Here is a 22737-nt window from a genome sequence, read left to right on the forward strand (position 1 = left end):
GTGTAAATATCCGATAAGCTTGGCGAACGGAGCCTACATTATAAATGATGTTCGCTTACTTTCGAACCCATTAGTAAATGGCTTTATTTTTTGTTAGCGTACGTTTTCGTTCCATTGGGCGTCACACCCCGATAACACCTTGATAGGCCGGGTGTTTAATACCCAACCGTTTTGCTATAGAAATCGTTGCTTCAGGATTAAGAGGGAATTGCTCTCGGATATCGATAACCGAGTGTTGCCAGTCGAAGATAAGAAATGCGGCTAATTCAAGATCAGAAAGTAAATGAACAATACGATTATGAGTAAGGGCTGGTCGTCGATGAACCCTTCCTTTACTGGGAACATCCCGAACGGTAAGGAACGGCTTGTAATGTTTGCCAACTCCCTGACCTCGCTTCTCTTTTTGTAAACGCTTGAGAATAGCAGGTTCGAGTAGATTAGTGATTTCCCGAGGATGAGGGCTAAGAAACGCAGAATCTTGTTTCATCTTATAGTATCCGAGCTATGCATATTTATTAAGCATAGCTCGGAAAGATTAAAGTATGATAGTTTTTTGTTTAGTATGATACTTTTTTGTAAGTATGATAGTTTTTTGTATATTTACAATAATTAAAACAATAGTTTGAATTTTGACGATGCTGTGGGGCAATGTCTGTATCAATCTGCAAGTAGTAGATAGGTAGCATCAAAAATACTTGCATTTTATGTTTTTTGTTTTTTCGCTATTTCGTTAGCGATCGGGATTATGATGGATGTACAGTTGAAATATCAATACTTGAACAAAATGTATCTGTTTTGAGACATATGTTCAGTGCCCAAAATGACCATTTTTGCAGACAAGAAGTCTCCTATCGTCATTCTTATGTGCCCTTTGTTTTTTTTCTTTGAGGTTTGAAAGAGTTCTTTTGCGCAGAATGGTTCTTAACAGCTCTCCACATTGAGTACACGGAGTACCATGTTTTTCCAATGGTTCAACCGGTTTCCCATTGAGATCTGGAGTGAATTCACCGCATGATGTGCAGCGCCATGAGGGAGAAGAGTCAGCTGATTTAGGTTTTGTCCTGACCATTACACTATCGCAAGATCTGCAGAAGTGAGCTAAGGGATTCGGGTTAAGTTTCAATGAGCTGACCTTGTTCACATGAGAAGCGATCCAGGCTTTTAGCTTTTGCTCAAAATCAGTAGCGTCCATGCTTCCTGCTCTTATTTGCTTAAAGGAAATTTCCCATAAAGCGGTGATATCCGGAGATGATAGTTCCGGGGGAAGTATGGCGCGAATCTGTTTGCCTGCTTTAGTCGGCGTAATGCTGCCGTCAGGGTTCCGGGATAAATATTTTCTCTTGTTGATTAATGCTTCTATATGCTCACCTCTGGTTGCGACAGTACCTAAGCTTGCCTTTTCGCCAAGCCTCTGTTTAACCTGGGGGCTTTTGATGTAAGCAGTGCAGTCCTGCATGATCGATAACAGCTTGGATTCATTCATTCGAGCGGGTGCCCGAGTGCTTTTCTTGTTCAATGTTAGATCAACGATTTTTAAATCGATCTCTTCCTGGAGCAAAGGTAACTCAGGAATGTCGTCGTCATCACCCAGCTTTGTAACCCGGGTCCAGCCCTCTTGTAAGATGGTTTTAGAGTGTGCCGAGAAGGTATAACCTCCATTGGCAGCGATCGTTATATTCGATGTGGAAATAACATGAGCTGGATAGAACTGGGCAATCATTCTTCTTGCGACAGCAGAATAGATACGTTTTGAGTTTTCACAAAGGCTGCTCCATTTTGGTGGAGCTACCGTAGGGCTGTTTGCCGGGTGTTCAACAATCAACGATGAATTAAAGCAATCAGGCTTCTTGGTTAGATCTGCACCGTCCACCAGCGTCCTGAACTCTTCTGTTACGCCTCGGAGCATATCGAATATCACGGGGACATTTGTAAGCTGCTCATCAGCATAGTATTCATCTTCGGTTCTGGGGTACGTCAGGTAACCGGATTCATACATGGCTTGATATAGCTCCAGTATCTGACTCGAAGTGAGGTTCAGATCCCGGCTGAGTTGAATACAGAGGGTTGTTAAGTTGTAAGGGGTAGGTGGATTGTAAGAATGCTGTGTTACGGCGATGCTGCTCACAGTCATCGGGGCTTGTTTAACTGCAGCCTGTATTGACTCTAAAGTAGCCTCATCCCGGCAATGTTTCCCATTAGACAGAAGCTGTTGAGGGATATTCAACTTTGCTTTGAATCGCTCACCTGTAGGGGTTTCCAGATTAGCTTCCAGGTCATAATAACCAGTACTGCTAAATGAGTTGACCATCTCGTCGTGATCAACACAGATTGACAGTAAGGTGCTCAGAACACGCCCGACACTGGCTACCATACGGTAACCAGCTTTTTCTGCCAGGCGGGTGTAAGCGATGGTGAAATTTATACCCAAAGTCCAGTCGCCATAGAGACGGGTCATACCGGACTGTTTTAAACCTTGGTATTTCTGAAGTGTGTTCGATTCTAAATGCTGGACCGCCCTTGTCATTTCTCCAATTTCGTTAGCACTGGTCCATAAACGCTCAATCGGGCCATTCCATCCCTGCTGTTGCAGGAATATTTCCGCAATGATCTGGCCTTCCTGACCTGCATCCGTTGCAATGACTACGGAGTCTGCCCCTTTCAGCAATTGCTGATTGGTTTGAATTAGCCGGGCTACGTGATCGGCTTCTATGGGCTTGAATTGAAACTTGTCCGGAATAATTGGGAGCTGCAGATTTTGCCACCCTAGTGTCCATTCCTCCTTCTTGTAGTCTTTAAGATCATAAAGCGTGTAGGTATGTCCGGCTAACCATGCCACGATCCAGCCTCTACCCCGAATATGATTGTTCGCTTCTTTTTCTGGCGGCTGGCCATCAAGATTGGCCAATGCCGCCGCTATCAATTGTCCTACCTTTCTTTTTTCAGCTATGAATAGTTTGTATCCCATAATGGCCTCGAATTAAGCTGAGATATGCTGAGTTTTGTTGTTGCTGGTTTCGCTCATTTGAGCCTCAATTAATTCAATATCGCCAGCGCTTAGAATTTCGGATCTGGCTTTTAGTTCTTGTATCCTAAGCTCGAACGGATGGATTCCATCCGCTGGAAGCGCATTGCCTTCCAGTTCAGAAAGAGCACTTATCTCCGCATTTACCACAGCCTCTCGTTTTAACAGTTGGCTTAATTCTTCTGACCGGGGGAAAGGTATGTTTGCTTTATCCGTTGCCTCCTGCAGCTCCGCATTAAGCGTATCGAGCTTCGATTGGTAGGTAGCTAAATACGATGGTATTGATTGAATGGAGTTGAAGATATTCTTCATAAAGATTTCGGGTGTTTTGGTTACACTGGTTCTGAACGTAGCAGGGCCTTTCCACACGATCTCAATAACATCTTTGCCTGGCTGAGCCACAATAGGGTAACCCGCGATTTCCCCAATGGGCTCACCATAAGCAAAGGTTTTCGCTATTTCTTTATGTAGTTCGAGTCCTGCTTTACGAGGATTTGTGTAAGTTTCGCCATTAATGACGATTTCAAAGTTTTCAGGAATGCCGTTGTCTATGACATCAGTATATTCAGTAACAATTTTCTCGTAACTGGGTATCAGTTGCTCAGACAACACTTTAGCTCTGCTGTTTGATATTCTGGTTGAACGTGCGTGAGAACGTTGGAGCAAGCCAAGCTGTTCAATAGAACTATCAAGTTCAACCTTCTCTTTGATGAGAGGGTTACCGGTTGTAATCGCCATGATTTCAGCCAGCGTAGGATCAACATCTTCATCAAGAGACCGGGCAGCTTTATCCGGATCCGACATTGCTTGGGTGATGAACTTCAGTTTCCGATGTGCCGTTTCTAACATGAACAGATCAAAAGAATCTTCGGTGGTATAGAAACGGATATTAACGTCATCAAACAGATTACCCTGGCGCTCGAATCTCTTACGGCGTTGTGTAATGTCGGTTGGTCTCCAGGGGACATCGAGCATATGAAGATCAGACCCGCGAGTTTGCACGTTCGTACCAACCCCCATTTTATCGGTGCTTCCCATTAACACCCGGACTTCGCCACTGCGCACTTTTGCGAAGAGTGCGGCTTTTTGAGACGCATTTTTACAATCGTGAATAAACGCGATTTCTTCAGGTTTTATCCCCTTGGCGATAAGTTTGTTTTTCATATCGTCATATAGGTTAAACCCCTTTTTAGGTGTTCCCCGGTCGCAGAAGATCAACTGAGTACGCTTGTCTTCGATATGATCCATATATGAAGAGAAAACATTGTTTACGCATTCATTGACCTTGCTTGAAGGATGATCAGGCAAGTCAGGGTGAATCAGACGGAGATCTAATGAAGCCATCCGACCGTCATTACTAATACTTAGAATGTTGTCGATGGTAGGGTCAAGCTTCATCGTTCTGATTTTGTTTGCTCTATGGCCTAGCCAATTCATAAACTCGGCCATCGTTTCAGACTGAGGTGCAACATGTTTCAGGTCAGAAGTTACAGGTGTAGGGAGGTTTAAATCTGCTGCAGATTTGATGTCTGCTATTTGTCTGAATAACTTAATCAATTCTGGAACGTTGTGAAACTTAGAGAGTCGTGATTTGAGCTGGTAACCGTTGCCCTCTGGCCGTATCTCAACATGGTCAACAACTTCACAGAATGTCGCTGCAAAATTGTCGAATTGATATAAACCATGCTCTTTCAGTATCTGAGGTGCGACGATTCGGAACATAGTCCAGATCTCGGTGACAGAATTCGTGATAGGGGTGCCGGTGGACAGATATACACCCTTGTTATCACCACGTTTAGCGCGGAGGTAGTCAGCTTTCATGACTGCATCCTGGGCGCGTTCTGAGGTGTTGGTTGTTACGCCTGCGACATCACTGAGAGTAGTAGGGGGCGCATAGTTTTTTAGGTAATGCCCCTCATCATATAGAAGGGCATCGAAGCCACACTCTGCAAAACAAATGGAGTCTTTTTTCTCGCCTATCTTATCGGTGATCGCCTTCAGTTTGGTGGCGAGTTTCTTTTTAGCGTTCTCTATTTGCCGTATAGCATACTTACTGTCGCCAGCCGACATTAGTGCGTCTTCGTATTCATCAATCTCTGTTTCAATGTGATTGGCGATGACTTCATTCGGGAGATCCATGCGTTCAAACATGGAATGCGTCATAACAACAAAATCCCAGTTGTTCAGGCGCACTTTATTCGCAAAGGTAGAACGGCCACCAGCATCAAAGTCATCGGCAGTAGCCGTAAGGATTCGGGCATTGGGGTATAGATCCCGGGCTTCGTCTGTTGCCTGTTCGAGCATATGGTTTGGAACCACCACTACAGGCTTTGAGGCTTGCCCCAGGCGCTTCATCTCCATTGCCAGCGCTATCTGCTCAATGGTTTTACCAGCACCCGCCTCATGCGCTATCAGGATGCCTGTATTGGAGTGGATGGCTCTTTCTATGATGGCTGGCTGGTGTGGTCTAAGCTTCAGCGGCTTGCCGTTAATGGTGTCGGACATACCCGGAAAATTAAGGTAGCTGCCATCATAGTTGGCTTCTTTGAAACAGTTATAATTTTGGTTGTAGGAGAGCGCGACCCTCTTTGCTCGGTCCTCGTCGAGTCGAACAAAATCACCAAAACCATCCACTATTTCTTTGAGTTTAGCTTTAGCTAAAGCGGTAGCCTCATGGTCAACATGGCTTCCTGTTTTAGTTTGAACACGTATTACCGGCCTTTTCTGATTGAGCGCAGCATTCATCAGTTCAACAAAGCTCAGGTCCTGGGTTCCCAGCTCTTCTTCATTGATATACCGAAAGTCCCGCAACGCTGCAGCCGTTAATTCGAGTCGCCATGAGAACGTTTCAGGAACAAAAGTGAGTCTAATTCTGTCGTCAGAGTCTCTTGCTTTGAGCTGTTGTTTGATGAAACTTTCTACTATGTCCGTGGGAATCCAGGACGCACCAACCCTAATGTGAATGTCATCTATTGAGATTGCTTCTGGTAGAACCTCTTCAAGAGATGCAATGTTCCGCTCAAATGAGGGATCAAACTTAGCAGCGGTTTTAGCATCTTCAATTTTTTGATAGATGTTGCCTGCCAAATAGAGAGCATTCAGCTCCCAGTGATCCTCCCCGGGAACCTTAAAGCAGCGCTCTTCAAGAGCTTGTTCAGCAGTACACAAATCAATATCTAACAGATCGGCTATGGCTTCCGAACGGATAATACCGTCACGGTTGAGCGCAAATGCGATGGCATCTGGAACACTACCGATATCAGCACTCATCTCATTGAGAGCTGAAAATTCAGAACTGAAAATATCTGATTTGATGAACGTACCCGGTTCTTCGGCAGGGACTTCTAGTGCCAGTACTAAGTACTGAGAGGGGTCTCTTTTCAGCAGGTTCTTATTGCTACGCTGATTTAGAAAACCATACGAAGCTACAAAATCATCATAGTGAGTGTGTATGTTCTGACGACACTCCGCCGCTACCTCCTTGTTACCATCGTTTTCAGCATCAAGCAGTTTTAGTAGCTCATCACGGAGCACTATAAGCTGACTGATTTTCTCTTGGGATTTTCCTTTAACGGTTACCGGAATTAGGTGATCGACATCCAGTATGGATATCCCATGTTCGGTTTCAACGTAGCTACCAATTTTAGTGTCACTAAAACGCGGGTCAGTCACTGGAACAGAAGGCAGAAAGTTAGGTACAGTATTTGCCGAAAAGATGTTTTCAGGTACTGACTCAAGTGCTTCTTTCAGCATAGATGAGCTAAGTTGTCCTTCGACCACCGAGGCGTAACCAAACTTGGTAAATCCTCCGCTGATCTCCCCCAAGATATGTTCTGGGTGTAGTTCATAATACTTGTTGAGTTGGTAGGTTTCTTCTTCGGCTTGGTCGTCCGTCGGCAGGGAGTTGTCATGAGTTCGACTAACAGTATCCAGCCATGATAAATCCCCCGGGTTTTGGTTCGGGTGACGTTTTTGAAAAAACAGGATATCGGTAGTAACTTTCGCGCCCTCATTGCTGAAAACAGAATTGGGCAATCTGAATGCTGCGACCAGATCAGCGCTCTCTGAAATCTGTTTTCGGACGGTGCCGTTAGCTTTATCCAGAGTTCCGGCGCTGGTGACAAATGCAACTACTCCGCCTGGCTTGGTAAGTTCAACAGAGCGTTTTAGAAAGTAATCATGGACCAGTCTTTTACGTTTATCTTGCTTATCGTAAACACAGTAATCACCGTAGGGTGGGTTCGTTATGATTATGTCCATGCTGTTTTTGGTCAGCATTACATCTTCAAAGCCTGAACACATCGTTTTGGCTTCAGGGTAAAGCCACTGCGTTAGATTAGCGGCAAATTCATCCTTCTCAATTGCGGTGATGTTTGCGCTTTCACGAATATTATCTGGTGCCAGGCCAATGAAGCGTCCATTACCGGTTGACGGATCGCAAACATTCAATACGTGTGGAACATTGTTGATGCCCAGCCGCTCAAGCGCTTTCCACATGAAATCAACTACGTAAGATGGAGTGTAGTAGGAATCAACAGTGGATTCTTTAAGGCTGCGGTAGGCGCTGGGGAACGCATCTCTTAAAAGATTAAGAGCTGGCCCTAAGCCTGGGCCTTGGCTATGCCCATAATAATTTTGGAAGGATTTAGAAATTAGCTTATTGGCTGTGCCGCCGATAGTTAGCAGGGCTTTTTTTTCAGCATCAGTAGGTGATCGATCCTCCTTCTTTAGCTGAAGGAATAACCGTACAGCGCGTTCAAAATTACTGGTCTTATCGCCAGTGAGTTCATTTATTTCATGTTCTACGAGAGTAGAGCGGGGGAAAAAGTTTAATGGACGTTTGATGACAACGGCAGGATAGCTCCTACCAGGTCGTTCCTCATCTCCTGTTGGTACTGACTCACGGTTTGCTGGTACTGTGCTTGTTCGATGAAGCTTGGATTCGTCGGTTGCGGCAGTGTTTTCTGTAGTTCTTTGATCATTAGACCGACTTTCTTTTCGATCATGATTGCGTTTGTCTTCAGCCACATTAACGGGTCTGTCTGGGACATCACCTGCATTTGCTGGCTCTTGTCCATCGCTCTCCAGATCTGTCTTTCCATCGGTGTTAGTTTGGATGGGTCTACTTGAATTGGCTGCATCGGGTATCTCCTGTGCAATTTCATTGTCGAATTTCTGAATGTTCTGCTGGAAATAGGATTCCAGTATAGATGCGTCTTTCGGTGAAGCTCCAGCTGTTTCAGCCTTTGCCACCAGCGTTTTGCACTCTTGAATGTGGTCCTGAGTACCGTAACGCTGAACGAGCCCTAAAATAAACTGACTTCTTTCGTCATTTTCTTTCAAGGATAGAAGGTCTTCCAGGGAAGGTGTTAATTCCTGCTCACCGGGGTTGTGATCAATGACTGTGCTTTCTTGTTCATCAGCCTTGTGATCAATAACTGTGCCGGAGCCGAAGCCTTGATGGTTTAAATTTCTGCTAAAAAGCGTACCGAAGGAGTTGTCGTGTGTTCTTATCTCACCTCCAGTAATCGAATTATGTGAAGCTACCTCCTTTAAAATAAGATGGCCGGTATCGAAAACACTCACGACCAGCTCACAGTCCATAACCTGATCGCCGTAAACTTCAGTGTAATGAGTAAAAAAGATATCGCATGAAGCATCGGTTTTATCGAATGATTCATGAGTTTCGATCACTAAATCCATGTACGGAGGATTTATGACTCTGAGATGAAGACCATCATCTTCATCCCTGGGAATAGAAGTGATGTTCAGCTCATGTAGTAGCTTTGTTATGTTCTTTGCTACAGCTCCTTTCTGCTCTGCAGGAGGCAAAATTGTAATTGTGTTGCTATCAACTGTGCTATCAGTGGTGGCCAGCGCTTCACTACCCGTAATTGGATTGTCATTCGCATACTGACGCGCATTGATCTCAGCGAGATCTGCGGTAATTCCTTCCCCATCAAAAACGTGGTGGTCGAGTGTTTCAGGATTAACTAATACAACACCTGAGCCTTTGATAAGGCCTAAGCTATCAGCAGTATTACTGACCATTCGCCAGCCGGTATCTTCTCCAGAGTATGAATAAACCTTTTCAGCTCCTTCGATGGCCTCTGAAAGGCTGCCAGAGGCTGCAGGCTCGACACTTTCTGATTCGACTACTGGTGGTTCGACTGCTGGTGGTTCGACGGCTTGTGGTTCGGCAGATGGCGAATTGTTTGCAGAGGCATCTTCTGTAGTCGTGGTGGCCGTGTCATTATTCTGAGAGGGAGTAGCAGGCTCTTCAAGCTCCGCTTCAACGATCTTTCTATCTGCATTGCGAAGATCATAATCAGTATCCACACTAAGGTAAAAATTGGTGTCGAAATGGTCTACCTGTGAATCAGAGTCATTGTAGTTGTAAGCGTTGGCATGTGCTTTCAGCCAAGCAAGCAGAGCGCGATGTTCATCAGTGTACATTGTAGGCGCGTAAGCAAGGGTTTCATGAGGGTTATCTAAGCGCCACTGAATGTATTCAGGTCGATGTAACCGCATATCGGCGGGTATTTCTGTGACGGTAATATCGATACTGTTGTGAGAGGTCTTCCTAACGCTTACCGTTAAGTCTTTTGGTAATTGGCCAGAGGCCTTACCTTCCTTAATTGCTGCCCGGATGCGTTTTGCTATTTCCTTGGTGTCGTAAAGTTTGTCACCGTCTGGTCCGGAGTGCAGAAGACTACCATATACCGGCAGCGTTTCTGTTTTGATCGTAGTTGTATGTCGATCAATAATGCCATTGATCTCTGCTGATATATCCTCAACGATAGAAGAGCTATCTTCAGGCACCACTATTTCAAAGGATTCTCCGCTTTCCCGACCATCAAGAGAGTTGGTCCAGATCAATGTGCGGATAGCGCCGTCTTTAAATTCCGGCGTTGTAATATGGATCTCATATGGACCGGCGTTACGAGTGCCAGCAAGTCTACTGTAATCTTCTTCCCCTTGAGCCGGGATCGCGTGTTTAATACTCGCTACAATTTCTTGGCCTAAAAGGTATTCGGGTGATGCTTTATATTCCAGCGTCCGTTGTTCTTGTAGGTAATCACTAATGCGATCATAAAGAATACTGGCAGCGTAGTAGTTTATGTTTAGTTCATCTTCTAAGCGTTCACAGATATCGGTATAGGACGAACCCTGTTTATAGATCTCAATAATTGAATCGGTGATACTAATTTCAGAAGGCTTGTAAAGGATCTCGGCCAGCTCTTTACCAGCCATAGACTTTCTGTTTTCTTCAGGAGCCGATAACCCCTCAGTTTCCTGCTTGGCCTCCAGTCTATGCAGTTCTAATCGTAGCTCTGCCGTTGTGATTAGTTCCTTATTCTTCTCAAGAATTTCCTGCGTTATGCTGTTGGATTGGCTGGTGGGCTCTTTAGCTTCCAGGCTGTGTTCCAAAATGCGAATAGCTACATCGTCATTATCATACTTCGCCAGCAAAAGGGCTCGTTCAGTTCTTGCGTGTTTGGGAATTCGGGTTAAAACAGCCTCGAATACGTTAGATGATAAATAATCAAATGTTCCAGCGGGAGCAAGCCAGGGGGCAGGAGCTGTAAGCAAAGTGATGAAATTATCTTTCATCTGGTCTGATAGCCGGTAAAAAAATGATGGCTCTAATAACAGTCCATCTTCAGCTGCTTTCTGTAAGGTTTCATCCAGCTTAGATTTAATGTCAGCTTTTATACGATGCGAATCTAAGTCTGAAATATCTTTACTGAATTCAAGTTGTGTGCTGACCCATCCCAGCTGTTGACACATTGTAAGGATCTCGCCAGCATGAGTTCCCTGCTGATGAAGCATATCAATGTTCTGCTGAATAGTCGGATGAAGAGCTTCGGTTTCCTCTTTTTTATGCAGCGGAGCGACATTAGTGTGAAGCTCTGTTTCCACTTCTTCCGGTGTTGCCTGCAAAGGCAGGTCTTTCTCCATTGTCGGCGGTGCTTTTCTCCCGAATTGAGCCTGAATCACTTTCCGAGGCTTCTCAGAAGTCACGGGTTCCTTAACACCGGTGATCTTAACTTTAGGTTCCTCATTGGCGAACAGATCCGCTGTAGGCTCTGTTGGCGCTGAGTTGGAAGTGGTCTTTTCGGTTGCTTGGAGTTCGCTCGGTTTGACAACTGTTTCATCTGCAAAGAAACGAGTTTTCTCAGTAATGCTGGTGTAGATGTGATCCCATTGCTGCTGAGAAATTTTCAGATTCCGATCATCTACTGTGTCAGAGATGTTAATCAGCTCCTGAAGGCTTTTGGCTTCTTCAATTTCACGAAGTATTACCGTTAAATCATCGGTTTTAGGTTCTGCGGTGATTGTAGTTGGGGAGGGATCTACTACAGCTTTTTTCTCTAATGGAGCTGGCTCTTCAACTGCCATATCAGAGAATGTTTGAAATAACGATGTAGGGGCCGGTTCTTGAATCGTTTCAACGGTCTCAGTTACTTCTGGTATCTCAACGGCTTCGACCACCTCAGTTACATTAGGCGCTTCAACGGACTCGGTAACCCCTGTCACTTCCGGAACCTCAACTGCTTCAGCTTCAGCAGTCGCGTTAGCTGCCTGTTCGGCTTCTGATTCCAGAGTATGAAGTACTTCAGCAGTCATAAATAAACTAAGTTCTTCATCGCTTGCGTGTCGCAGGATGTGTTGTGGAGACTTACCGGAAGAAAGGATGTCAGTAATTATTTTACCTTTGTTGCTAAAGACTGGAGCAAATAAGCCATCTTTTAGCTTTAAGAATACATACCCGTCACAAACGAAAGGTGTGTCTAAATCATAATCAAATTGGTCAGCTTCTGATTGTAGTAATGCCTCCATTTTATTATGGAAGTCAGTAGCATGAAATGTAACGACCGCGTTCCTGGAAGCTACAGAGAATGTGGCAGTAGCATGGATATCCTTCTTGAATGGTGCCGTATAGCGGCCATCAGAAAGCAGGGTGCCTTCATTTTTAAACCAGCTCACACAATGCTCAGCCGCTGGAGGTAGAACGCCATCATACTTCTGTGCAGTAATGCCTGGTGCCGCTTCAAACTCTTCAGAGGATTCAAACATAGTCTGCAAGAATGAATTAGCCGGGGTCTCCGGCTGTTCCACTACATGCTCGAATTCAGCTGTTTCCTCTTCGTAGGTCATTAGAGGGAAGGCTGCTCCGAGTGCTTCCAGATTTACAACATCAAGAGGGCAGATCCACACTTCTTGCTTGGAATATTTAAAGCCTGCCTGCTCCAAGGCCATATTACGGAAAGGGTTCTGGCTACCGGCATTATAGATAATGCAAATAGGCCGATCCTGAATGACTTGAAGATGAGCCCGGATAGCATCACCGGTTTTATGGTTGTGCTTGTCAAAGTTGATCCAACTTAGCTTCATGATATGCCTCCTGCAGCTTATCGATTCATTCCATGAGTGTCAGCTTGAGCCGGGAATAGGCTGTCAATTTCATTGGAAATAGCATCAAGATCCAGTGAGCCTCCTGTGCTTTGTTGCTGTTGATCTTCAGGCCCTTTATAACGCTGGTCACCATTGCTAATCACTTTGATTGCATAATCAAGGTTGCCCACGATCGGATCCCTGTGCGACTCAGGGAAAATCCATTGTCCATTTTGAACTCTGGAATGTGCGTGGCTGTTAAGTGTATCGAGTAACGATTTCTCGATATTTTGATCAATGTTTGGCGGTACGATCGCAAAATGACCTGGGCCTGCCGCTACCACAAGAAACTCTCCTTGAGCATTCTGTTGTGGCTGCTGGAAAGAATGTTCAGCATTCCAGTTCCCTCGGTTCTGTTGGGGCTCCTGATACGCCTGTTGAGGTGCCCGGTTCTGCTGGGGCTCCTGATATGACTGTTGAGGTGCCCGGCTCTGCTGGGGCTCCTGATATGACTGTTGAGGTGCCCGGCTCTGCTGGGGCTCCTGATACGCCTGTTGAGGTGCCCGGTTCTGCTGGGGCTGTTGATGCGCCTGCTCCGGCGCACTGTTCTGCTGTGCTGTTTGGTGTTTTTGTTCAAACAGCGCTTTATCCGCTAAGGTGGCATATCCAGATTTTGTTGCCATGCCATCATTAGTGATGGGTTTGGCAATAGTACAAACATGTCCAACACCACCTTCAAGTGGCCTAAGAGCGATAAAATATTTGCAAAAGCCAGTACGGTTAGAATCATTACTAAGTAGGTTTGGAACAGTCGCCCAATTGAACATGTCATTGCTTGTATGAAGCTTGTTGGCAATGCTTTGTTTTGTTTTGGAACCTATTCCAAAACGCGCAATTTTCACTACCTCAACTTTCGTGGACGGGCTTTCTATCGCTTGCTGAATGTGTTGCTTAGTATTTTGGTATTTTTCATATTGAGGAGTCCCTGGTGTGCTGTAGAGCGCAAAGGTGGCATTGATATCGTCAGTACCAAATTTATGTTGTAGAAACGCAGGGGAGAAAGTAACCATCTCTGAATCTAGGGCTTCACCATTTGGCCCAAAATCAACAATACGGATACCCGCGCATGGTGTCGCGCCAGACACACCATTTTCTGCAGGGTTCAAATTAGCAAAAAACGTCTGTTCAAGTTCTTCAATGGAATTTACCTCCGTTGCTTCCCGGATGATTTCAGCACTCATGACAACCCCACCATCGTCTTTAAGAAAAGGTACGGAGATACGGGCTTCCATGAGCATGGCTTTACCTGCACTTTGATTAGGGACCATTACGGTTGCCCATCGAGTGGAAAGTAGATAAGAGGCTTCATGGTCTATCTTTGGCTGTAGGCTCTCTGGAAATGTACTGGCAAGCATCACCGTACCCCCGATAGCAACACGGGCCTGTAGATCTTTGATGGTCGGCTGATTTCTACTATTTGCATGACGCACACATACTTCCACCAGCTCTTTCGTGTCCAAACGGTAACCGGTCAGCCTGTTATTGTCTGGATTTTGATGGTCAATGTTATAGCCGGTTACTTTTACGGCTAAATTGAGAGGCTTATGTTGCTGTACTGTGTTTATCTGGCTTAACTTATCTAGGATGCTCATAGTATTTCTCACTCTAATTTATGGTTTCAGTCTAATTAAGGGTTTCAATAATTAAGGTCAGTGTCCTGGTCCGAACCCTACAGCTTTAGCTGGTGGGCGTTCAGTTTCAGGTGTTTCTACATGATCGTTTCTCAAACGATCTTGAAGATGGTTTGCATGGATTATTTCCTCGATACCGCGAACATGTTCTTTTATGTCAGCGAATTGGGCTTTAACACTTTTGCTGGTTCCCTTTCTTAATTGCAGATCTTCTTTCGTGAAGGTGCTTGGGTTTTCTCCGACAGCGTTAAGAGCTTTTATGACCTTCTCTGTGTCGTATCCAGGCTTTTTCAAGCATTCTTTAAGCAGGTTGTTCTTTTCGAGTAATGCAATTGTTTTGCTAATATCGAGGTCTCGGCTGGAGACTTGGCCCTCAGAAAGGGGGGCTTTTCGTAAGCTATCGGTATCAATTGGGTAGCGCTTCAGAGTTGCCACTGCGGATGAGACATCCAGAGATTTAGTAACGGTGGCATTAAAAAACGAGGTTGATAACTTCCCTTCTTGAAGGTGGTGGTCCGAAGCATATTGCTTATAGCTTTCAATTAACCCGGCACTCTCAGCCTCGGCATATTCAGAGATCGACCGGAGAATGCCAAGCTGGTAGTCAAAGTCACTGATTTCATGTTGCTGGGTCTCAGTGAGAGGTATGCTGGAATCTTCAGCGGTAATGTTCATATCGCCGTTTACCAGCCCCTGCATGAACTGTGTTCCGACTGTTGTAATAGCCTCCTTGATTCCCATCTTGGTTCCATATATGTTGACTTCCATTTCTGGCTCAACTTCAATGAAGTTGATACGCATCCCTGGCTTTTCGGTAGCCAGCAAAGCCGTCATCTGATCAACCACAGTCAGATATCCAGATTGGCCACCGGTCTTGATCATTTGAGTCCAGGCATCAGCAAGTTCAACGGGGACATCCAGTTCAGCAATGACCATCTGGTCAGCAATTATTCCTTTTTCTTGTCCTATCAAGTCGTATTGGTGAAGCTGAGACTTATAAGTGAAGAGTTTGTGATTATCTGAACCTTGCTCTTCAAGTTCAGTGGATGACATTGGAACTTTTATATCAGTTAGAATTCGCTTGTCATTCAACATCCAATACAGATCAGGGTTACCTGCTAAGGCCGGTGTTTTCGTATTGGATTGATTTTTAAAAGCGGCTTCTGCTTCAAAGTCGCGCTGTCCCCCATAGATTGTGTGCATTGCTTGAATAACCGCCTTTTCAAGCAAAATTCCTCTGAGCATATGGGGGAGAGGTGAGGTTGGGGGGATTTTGAAAAGCTTCTCAGCTGCGAGGGTTGCGCCAGTACGGGCGAAAGGGGGGGTAAGCCCTTGAGCTTCTAAAAGAAGGGTGCCGATTTCAGAACCACCAACGGCTGCTTGCCGCTTGAGGTGCCACAAAATTCTTTTTGGGTCTCTTTCAAGAGTCGTTTGTAACCACTCTCTGAAGTCTAATGGGTCAACTTTTGAAGCGTGGGGTATGGCTCTGAATATCTGCTTTATTTCTAAGTTAGACATAGTTGGCGCATTCCATATAAGTTTTCTATATGGAATATACCACTTTTAAGATAAATCGCTAATATCTTGTCCTAATTTTGGTTAATATTCTTTATTGCAGTAGAAAGATTAATTGTTCGTTTAGGTGTCACATTTTCCTGCTTTGGCTCTTCTTCGACAACGCCGGTCATGTCCTTTTTAATCAGAGAAAATAATGAGCTTGAATGGCCATTTACTTTTGTAGGTGTGCCATTCGAGCTGCGGAAAATTGTTACCGGTGTGCGCTTGTCATTGAGTCTATAAAAGAGAAGCTGGTTGCGCTGCAGCCGCTTGATTACATCGTTGTCTGTTTGCAGCGTACCCAGGTCAACATTCGCAGGGTTTACCATCACCTTGCTGAGATTATTTAGGTTATCAGCATCTTCTGGTTGAACTATTGATACAAGCGCAGGAGATGGCTCAGGCGTTACTGCGTAAATGGGGATCCAGTGAAAAGTGAAATCATCCAATGCTTTATTGGAATCAATATACTCCTTTCGACAGTTAGGGCAGTTGGGATCGACGAAGGCATATAGGTGCCGGGGTCCGGTACCGGTAGTGATGGTGGGAAGCTGTTCAAGTGCTTTTAAGTACTCTTCTATTGTCAGATCTGGCTCTCCACCTACGGAATCCAAATCACCATTTTTCATCCTGTAGTTGTCAAAGAGCTTGCCGCTGCCAGGCTTGCTGGTGCTTGCTGTTTTTGCCATTGCTGGGGTTTGTGGCGCTGTCATGGTTAGGTTTCGGGGCGCTTCATTAGGCTCGGCACCCGGTTTGACTATTTCTCCAATAATAAGGTGTTGGCCATCTGGCAGCATAGTGACCACTCTTTTCATGCTTCCATCTTTAATTTCAATGACTGTGCTGGCATTAAGAACCTTACCAATCGTTCCACTTATGGAAGTGGAGCGGAGCGGATCTACATTCAAAATTGTTGCGTCCGGAAATTGAGCCTTGATCAGCTTCATTGCTTGATAGTGCGTATGCGGTGGAACATTGACCGCAGCGTTTGATATGCCAGGAAGCAGGTACATCGAGATAGCCAGTGATGCTGTAATAATGCCTTTGGCTTTAAATAATGTGTAACTCATTCAATTTGCCCGCCTTAATATTGCCATTAATGAATATACAACATAGTATATCAATATAAATATTGATCAAGCTATGAGCAATCGCATGGAATCGGACCAAACAGCAAAATATAGACTCACTGATCTACGAAGAGAATTAGTAGAAGCTTCAGGTGCTATGGGTGTCATGGATGCCTATAAAAAGGTTGGTGAAGCTACAGATAAAAGCGTCAGCGAAGTTCGTCGCTGGTTCACTCCCGAGGATAAACACACGTTTAGGATGCCTCCTCAAGATAAAGGTGTCTGGGATTACCTAGAAGGTCTTTCCAACAATCAGTTATCTCGATCCACATATTATTCAAAAGACTTTTGGGGGAGCGATGAATCAGAAAGCTGATGCAGCACTAGATTTAGCGACTGTTAAGAACGAATTGAAAGAATATCAAGAAGCATCAAGTGTTTTGGCTGACCTCCTTTCAGAGGAACGCAAGGACAGCAGAAAGCTGGCCGGTACTGCTCTTAAATATTCTCTCATTTTTAATGTGGTACTGATGGGTGTGGTTGTTTTCTTAGCAGAGCCGAAAACAAACATCGAAGTACTGCAGCAAAGGGCTGATGGCTCTTTAGCGCAGCTGGCTACAACAGATAGGCCTTATTACGAGCTGAAAGAGATTAAAGAGTTTGCTCGAAAACGTGCCGTTGCAGTTCACTCATGGGGGTACGGTGATTATGTCCAGGTGTTAGAGGATGAACGGGAGGTATGGGATAAGCAACCTCTCAAGGATTATGTGAATACTCTTGTGGATCAGGGCGTATTTACTGAAGCTAAAAAGTATCGCCGCCGATTTGAAGCCTTCCTGCTAAGCCCAGTCGATGTAAGCCAGCAAATTAAATATGACGGTGACTATCGTATGTATCGGGTCATCGTTCATTTGCAGGATGAGTCAGTCGATATTGAAGGCGTATCTTCGGCAAAATGGAAAATCACATTGGATGTCCGGGAACAGAACCCTAAAGAAGGGCATTCAGGTCTGAAGGTAGCTCGATATGATGAGGTTGTCGTGAAATGAAACCTCTACTATCACCTCCATTTTGCGCAGTGTTGCTGGCTGGTTGTTTAAGCACAGCTCTTCAAGCTAGTGACATCCAGGTTAAAGAAGATTCGCTATCTCAAAACGTATCAGAAGTGCTCCCAGAGACTCATGCCTCTGATGAAGAGAGTCCCATAGCTATATCGGATGACAAAAGTGAAAAGGTGTCTCCTGCTGAGGCTGCTGCAGATGTTACCCCAAAGTACTTTGAGATCACACCAACACCGGATGTGATAAATAGCGTTAAGCAGGCAATGGGTAATATTAGTCCTGAGCAACAAGCTCAAGTTGAGCAGGCGATGGAGAACTACCGTCATGCGAGTCAGTATGAAGAAGATGTTAGGCCTTTAAACGAGAGTATCCAGCTAAAAATTCAGCAAAAAAATCCTACAAAGCTGATGCTTGTTTCGGGTTTTGAAACCGATATTCTGTTTTTTGACCTGCAAGGTAACCCCTGGCCAGTGGGGGATGTTGGAACTGGAAATATAAAGAGAGTTTCCGCAGAGAAATCAGAAATTTTACCTCATGGCGTTCTTGTGAATTCAGCCGAAAGCCTGCTGGCCGGTAGAACGAATCTGAAAGCACGGTTTGAAGGATTAGATTCCCCGGTAAGTTTCCCGATTGAAATTAATACCAAGGTTTATCACGACACCCTCAAGATCATATTGCCTGGTATCGCACCGACAGCCACACAAGGCCCTCATTTTGATTTGAGAGAAGCATTAGATGATCCAATCGCAAGAGCTATTTTGGACAATCCAATAGATCCGGAAGCCGCTAAGGATTGTGAATCTCGTTTGGTCATAGCTCGAAGTATAAACGGTCAAGTTTTAACTGGTATCCGGCCAGTCTCGTTTGTATGTGGGGCGAGTTTATACATCCGGTCTCGTTTTCTACATCTACCCGCGCCTGATCCAAGTGGCATCGTGAATGGTTCAGATGGTTATCAGGTTTATAGGTTTGATAATCCCGGCGATGTTTTTACATTTGTAGGTCACGATGGCCGCGCAGTTTTTCTTGAAATTCCAGTGCCAGAGGGACAGATCGGTGCTCGTTTTGGTAAGTCAGTGGGGCTGCAGCAATGACAATCGATAATAGAGACAATCATAACCCAGTCGATCAGTCGGGTGTTGGGGTTGAAGACACATCCCAGAAAAAAGGATTCTTGAAAAAGTTTGGGATTCTTTTTGCTTCAGGAACACCACATAGCGGCTTCAATAAGCTGGTAGTGTTCTTGGCTGTTATCAGTCTGATTACTTGGTGGTGGTGGTCTACAAGCGACGACGAGGAAGCTCTCTCACTGGGAAATACGACTACATCAGAGTTGAGTGAGCGGGATGATAAGAAGACTACTGTACCGGATAAGGTTGTTGACCAAATCTTAACAGAGGATGCCGACAAAGCGGATGCCGCGAGAGTCGGGAAAGGAAATTATGCTGGTGTTCGACCGGACCGGGGGACCAAACCACTGTCTGAAGTATTGAGTGAGCTGAAGGCTAAGCCAACAGTCAGCTTACCGGAGCCGGTTGAGCCCGAAATAGCTCCAATAGCTGACTTCAAGCCAGCCTTCTCAAACCTTGATTTGAATGCCGCGAAAACAACAAGTGATACACGGAAAACAAATAAGGATTTGAACACTAAACCTGCTGAGCAAGTACCGGCTAATCCTCTGATGGCTTACGCGCTAAAACTGAAAGAGGAGCAAGACAAAGGTAATAGCAGTGATACTGCTCCCGTTTTCAATGGCAGCATATTAATTACCAGTAAAGTGAGTTCGGAAACTCAAAGCAATGGTGCGGGTGCCACCAAAACAACGGGATCAAAATTACAGTCGCCAACCTCTACTAATGCCGCCACTAACCCAATGGCTGGTGGAAGTTCAAATACGGCCTCTACTGATGCGGATAAAGGTGTCAATCAGATCTTGGCGTTACGCCAGGGACATTTTGCTTATGGTTACACTATCACAGCGGTTGATACCGATGTGGAAGCTCAAGAGGTTGTTGCAGAGATCGGCGGTGGGCTGCTGCATGGCGCACGTTTAATCGGCTCCTGGAAGAGACTCGGGAACTGGTACGAGGATCTTTCACTTGTATTCAACACGATGGAATTCAATAAAGAGGTTTATTCTGTAAATCTCATTGCCTTTAACAATTCTACCCATCTTCCCGCGTTTGTAGATGACGTTGATCGTCACATTCTTATGCGCTGGGGTGGGCTTATTTCTGGCTCACTTCTCGAAGCGGCAAAGGTTGCTGCTGAAGCTTCAGCAGGATCAACAGAGACGTACAACGCATCAACTACCACCTCCACTGTTACTAGGGCTGGCCTTTCCGATAACGATGTTAAAGCAGTGCTTTTGACAAGTACCGGCAGTCAGATAGCGGAGAAACTTAAAGGGCTGTTTGATCGGCCCATAACATCCCGGGTGTTTGTCGGTCGTGATTTACGGCTATTGGCAATGGAACCTGTATTAATCAAACGTACCCCATAGGAGAGTAACCATGTCCAAAGATACACTGGACCAGACCGGCGGGGAAAACCCCCAACTGGATTTGCCAGAAGAAGAAACAATTAATACCAGCCAGTCGAGTACTGTCAATTCTGGTAAAGCAGGGAAAAAGGGAATGCCTACTGCAATGAAGGTCATTCTGTATTTTGTGGGTTTTGTTTTTCTTATGTTCGGTGCTGCGTTTGGCTGGATATTCTATCAGTCACAATCTCAGGTGCCGGTCGCCCAGTTTGAACCGGTGCCGGTGCAAACCACGCCACGGCCAACTGAGCCTGCAGTAACCGGGGCATTTAAAACAGAAAGCGTTGCCAATACTGCAGGCCCGGAAACAGGGTTGTTCAAACAGCCAGCCCCAGCAGCTCCTGTAGAGCCGCCTGCTGCAGTTAGTGTCATTGCAGCTCATGATGTGCCTATGCAAGCCCAGGAGCCTGCCGCGAACTCTGCAGAGCATTCTGAACTGGAGCAGTACGCCTTTGCAGAGACTACTGGACAGCAGATGGTATCAGGATCTGGTGCCAGCCAATCTGTGTTGGAAGTAGTCACTAATCTTGAAAAAGATATGGCGCAACATGAGCAGCTGTTTAAAAGCTTTGATCTGGCCGCGACAACACTTCATAAACGCCATCAAGAGCAGCTTAATACGCTGAACGGTAGGTTTGAGCAGCATGACAACGCCCTAATGGATCTAAAGCGTGAAACTTTGGCTCTCAAGAGTGAAATGATGGCTCTATCCAAGCGAGTTGAAGTCATAGAGCAGGAGGGTAATAAGCCTTTAAAAGAAGCACTGGCTAAAATGAGTTCTGTTGCGGATAAATTTGAAACAGCTATCGCTAAAGTAGAGAAAAACTACAAGGATATTAACTGGATCTCCTTTACTCGCCTTTGCTCTGTAGAAAAGCAGCTGGGTCAGACTCGATGGGCAAAGTACTGCAAATTCGATGACGCTGCCTCCGATAACGAGGCACCAGTGAAAACCGTTACTCAATCAAAAAGAACATCAACATTGGCTACAGCACAGCCTCGGCCCAGAGCAAGTACAGCTGACGCAGTGATGATGCCTCGCTCAACTCATCTTTCAGAAGTACCGATGACAGTTGGCGAACAAAATCAGTTGCCTGCAATTGCAAATGTCGTTCAAGAAGCAGCGCAGCCAGCTGATAACCCATGCGTTTATGCTAACCGCGAATGGAAACTCTCCCTGATATCATCCTCCCAGGCCCTTCTTCACAGAGTTATGGATGGTTATGAAACTGTAGTAGATGTTGATTCACGGGTGCCAAAGCTTGGCCGGGTTCAGATGTTTAACGCAAATGGATACCCCCAGTACGTTCAGTTTACTAACGGGATTGTTTGTGGAGGTTAGTGATGTCTGATTCAACCATGTCCTTAGCCGCGACTGAACTGATGATAAATATTAGTGCTCAGTACCCAGGGATTTATACATTTTTGATGGCGTTAACAGCGCTTGTCGGTTTTGTAGGGTGTGGCTACGTATTCTTGTTGTTGGTTCAGGTTAAGGTTTTTCAGACAGTTTCCCCAGATCAATTTAACTGGGGCCTAGCCATACCCGCTGTCCTCATTAGTGCAATGATGATCTCGTTACCTTACACACTGGCGATGTCAACAGAAACGCTCTTTGGCAAGGGGTATGGTTCTGTTTTACCTCCCTCAGAGATCACCAAAGGGGTAACTGCTGTTGCGATGCTGGGTATGTTTGCAGAGCAAACGGTGCGGATTCTAGGCTGGATAATTGGTTTTTGGGGGTTAGTAAATATCTATTTCTCACGACTGCCAAACGGTGACCGCAGTCAATTTTGGTCGGGGGTAATCCGCTTGGCTTTGGGCGCTGTTTTAATCAGCGCACGATTTTTTGGCAATCTTTTCGGAGGTATGGGCGATCGTATCTTCGGTTAATTTGTGTGTTGTTTAATTTCTATTTAGGGAAAATCTATATGAAAAAGTCATTCATTCAATCAGTCTTAGTTGCAGTAGTAACGCTGGCCGCTTCAAATTCTGCATTGGCAGATTCAGTAGGTGGGCTTTTGTCTGGGCATGGTACTTCAGAGCTGAAGGCATATTTCCAGTTTGCGGCTTTATTCTTCGCATTCGTGGGCTTCATTATTGCGGGGATCTGCATTATTGGCATGGGCATGATAAAACTTGCGCCTAATAGTCCAGCAACTTCGAGATTTGAGACTGCAGGGATGGGCGGATTGGCGATGGGTGCTATGTTAGGTGGCGCACTGTGTACGCTGACAACACTGGTCTATATGTTAATGGGTACTGCTGGTGGTGACTCTGCGGATGGTGGCGCTTTAGACAAACTGAAAGCATCTACCGAGTATCAAATAGATGTTCAAGGGTATGCCCAGGTAGATCTGTCTTTCATTGTGGCGAACCCTTCACTGGTATGAGC

General features: G+C 45.3%; 13 protein-coding genes. 7 read left to right on the forward strand and 6 right to left on the reverse strand.

From position 1 onward, the window contains the following. Positions 1–121 precede the first annotated feature (121 nt). The 6 genes from Q0499_RS17185 to Q0499_RS17210 form a co-directional block, all read right to left on the reverse strand. Positions 122–487, reverse strand: a complete 366-nt coding sequence (locus Q0499_RS17185) for a TnsA endonuclease N-terminal domain-containing protein (protein WP_299201853.1) — start codon at positions 485–487, stop codon at positions 122–124. A 321-nt stretch (positions 488–808) separates the two neighbouring features. Beyond that, the gene (locus Q0499_RS17190) at positions 809–2965 is read right to left on the reverse strand and encodes a DNA topoisomerase (RefSeq protein ID WP_299201856.1); all 2157 of its coding nucleotides are present in this window, start codon (positions 2963–2965) and stop codon (positions 809–811) included. Positions 2966–2977: 12 nt separating this feature from the next. Beyond that, positions 2978–12421 carry an SNF2-related protein gene (locus Q0499_RS17195; protein WP_299201859.1) on the reverse strand — a complete coding sequence of 3148 codons (9444 nt, stop codon included), beginning with the start codon at positions 12419–12421 and terminating at the stop codon, positions 2978–2980. Between the two features lie 17 nt (positions 12422–12438). After that, positions 12439–14073, reverse strand: a complete 1635-nt coding sequence (locus tag Q0499_RS17200) for a hypothetical protein (protein WP_299201862.1) — start codon at positions 14071–14073, stop codon at positions 12439–12441. A gap of 57 nt (positions 14074–14130) precedes the next feature. After that, positions 14131–15630 carry a hypothetical protein gene (locus Q0499_RS17205; protein WP_299201865.1) on the reverse strand — a complete coding sequence of 500 codons (1500 nt, stop codon included), beginning with the start codon at positions 15628–15630 and terminating at the stop codon, positions 14131–14133. A 71-nt stretch (positions 15631–15701) separates the two neighbouring features. Beyond that, positions 15702–16739 (reverse strand): hypothetical protein, encoded by a 1038-nt coding sequence (locus Q0499_RS17210; RefSeq protein ID WP_299201870.1) that lies wholly within the window; start codon positions 16737–16739, stop codon positions 15702–15704. A gap of 73 nt (positions 16740–16812) precedes the next feature. Between Q0499_RS17210 and Q0499_RS17215 the strand changes: the two genes are divergently transcribed. The 7 genes from Q0499_RS17215 to Q0499_RS17245 are packed head-to-tail and all read left to right on the forward strand — an operon-like array spanning position 16813 to position 22735. Continuing rightward, positions 16813–17115 carry a hypothetical protein gene (locus tag Q0499_RS17215; RefSeq protein ID WP_299201873.1) on the forward strand — a complete coding sequence of 101 codons (303 nt, stop codon included), beginning with the start codon at positions 16813–16815 and terminating at the stop codon, positions 17113–17115. Next, a complete protein-coding gene (locus tag Q0499_RS17220; protein ID WP_299201876.1) occupies positions 17099–17788 on the forward strand; it encodes a DotI/IcmL/TraM family protein in 690 nt (229 codons plus the stop codon). Before Q0499_RS17215 ends, Q0499_RS17220 begins: the two co-directional genes overlap by 17 nt. Then, positions 17785–18894 (forward strand): DotH/IcmK family type IV secretion protein, encoded by a 1110-nt coding sequence (locus Q0499_RS17225; protein WP_299201879.1) that lies wholly within the window; start codon positions 17785–17787, stop codon positions 18892–18894. The genes Q0499_RS17220 and Q0499_RS17225 overlap by 4 nt, the downstream gene beginning before the upstream one ends. After that, positions 18891–20303, forward strand: coding sequence for a DotG/IcmE/VirB10 family protein (locus Q0499_RS17230; RefSeq protein WP_299201882.1), 1413 nt, complete (start codon positions 18891–18893; stop codon positions 20301–20303). Before Q0499_RS17225 ends, Q0499_RS17230 begins: the two co-directional genes overlap by 4 nt. 10 nt (positions 20304–20313) lie before the next feature. Continuing rightward, the gene (locus Q0499_RS17235) at positions 20314–21684 is read left to right on the forward strand and encodes a hypothetical protein (RefSeq protein ID WP_299201885.1); all 1371 of its coding nucleotides are present in this window, start codon (positions 20314–20316) and stop codon (positions 21682–21684) included. 2 nt (positions 21685–21686) lie between these two features. After that, complete coding sequence (locus tag Q0499_RS17240; protein ID WP_299201888.1) at positions 21687–22235, forward strand: hypothetical protein; 549 nt, start codon at positions 21687–21689, stop codon at positions 22233–22235. A gap of 38 nt (positions 22236–22273) precedes the next feature. Beyond that, a complete protein-coding gene (locus tag Q0499_RS17245; protein WP_299201891.1) occupies positions 22274–22735 on the forward strand; it encodes a hypothetical protein in 462 nt (153 codons plus the stop codon). Positions 22736–22737: the final 2 nt, after the last annotated feature.

Origin of the sequence: uncultured Amphritea sp. (assembly GCF_937127095.1) — a bacterium.
Lineage (GTDB): Bacteria > Pseudomonadota > Gammaproteobacteria > Pseudomonadales > Balneatricaceae > Amphritea.

What these genes read in the sequence shown, in the direction of transcription:
- Q0499_RS17205 (WP_299201865.1), bottom strand. Translation starts at nt 15,630, where the DNA reads ATGTCTAACTTAGAAATAAAGCAGATATTCAGAGCCATACCCCACGCT.
- Q0499_RS17230 (WP_299201882.1), top strand. Translation starts at nt 18,891, where the DNA reads ATGACAATCGATAATAGAGACAATCATAACCCAGTCGATCAGTCGGGT.
- Q0499_RS17245 (WP_299201891.1), top strand. Translation starts at nt 22,274, where the DNA reads ATGAAAAAGTCATTCATTCAATCAGTCTTAGTTGCAGTAGTAACGCTG.
- Q0499_RS17240 (WP_299201888.1), top strand. Translation starts at nt 21,687, where the DNA reads ATGTCTGATTCAACCATGTCCTTAGCCGCGACTGAACTGATGATAAAT.
- Q0499_RS17190 (WP_299201856.1), bottom strand. Translation starts at nt 2,965, where the DNA reads ATGGGATACAAACTATTCATAGCTGAAAAAAGAAAGGTAGGACAATTG.
- Q0499_RS17220 (WP_299201876.1), top strand. Translation starts at nt 17,099, where the DNA reads ATGAATCAGAAAGCTGATGCAGCACTAGATTTAGCGACTGTTAAGAAC.
- Q0499_RS17200 (WP_299201862.1), bottom strand. Translation starts at nt 14,073, where the DNA reads ATGAGCATCCTAGATAAGTTAAGCCAGATAAACACAGTACAGCAACAT.
- Q0499_RS17195 (WP_299201859.1), bottom strand. Translation starts at nt 12,421, where the DNA reads ATGAAGCTAAGTTGGATCAACTTTGACAAGCACAACCATAAAACCGGT.
- Q0499_RS17210 (WP_299201870.1), bottom strand. Translation starts at nt 16,739, where the DNA reads ATGAGTTACACATTATTTAAAGCCAAAGGCATTATTACAGCATCACTG.
- Q0499_RS17185 (WP_299201853.1), bottom strand. Translation starts at nt 487, where the DNA reads ATGAAACAAGATTCTGCGTTTCTTAGCCCTCATCCTCGGGAAATCACT.
- Q0499_RS17225 (WP_299201879.1), top strand. Translation starts at nt 17,785, where the DNA reads ATGAAACCTCTACTATCACCTCCATTTTGCGCAGTGTTGCTGGCTGGT.
- Q0499_RS17215 (WP_299201873.1), top strand. Translation starts at nt 16,813, where the DNA reads ATGAGCAATCGCATGGAATCGGACCAAACAGCAAAATATAGACTCACT.
- Q0499_RS17235 (WP_299201885.1), top strand. Translation starts at nt 20,314, where the DNA reads ATGTCCAAAGATACACTGGACCAGACCGGCGGGGAAAACCCCCAACTG.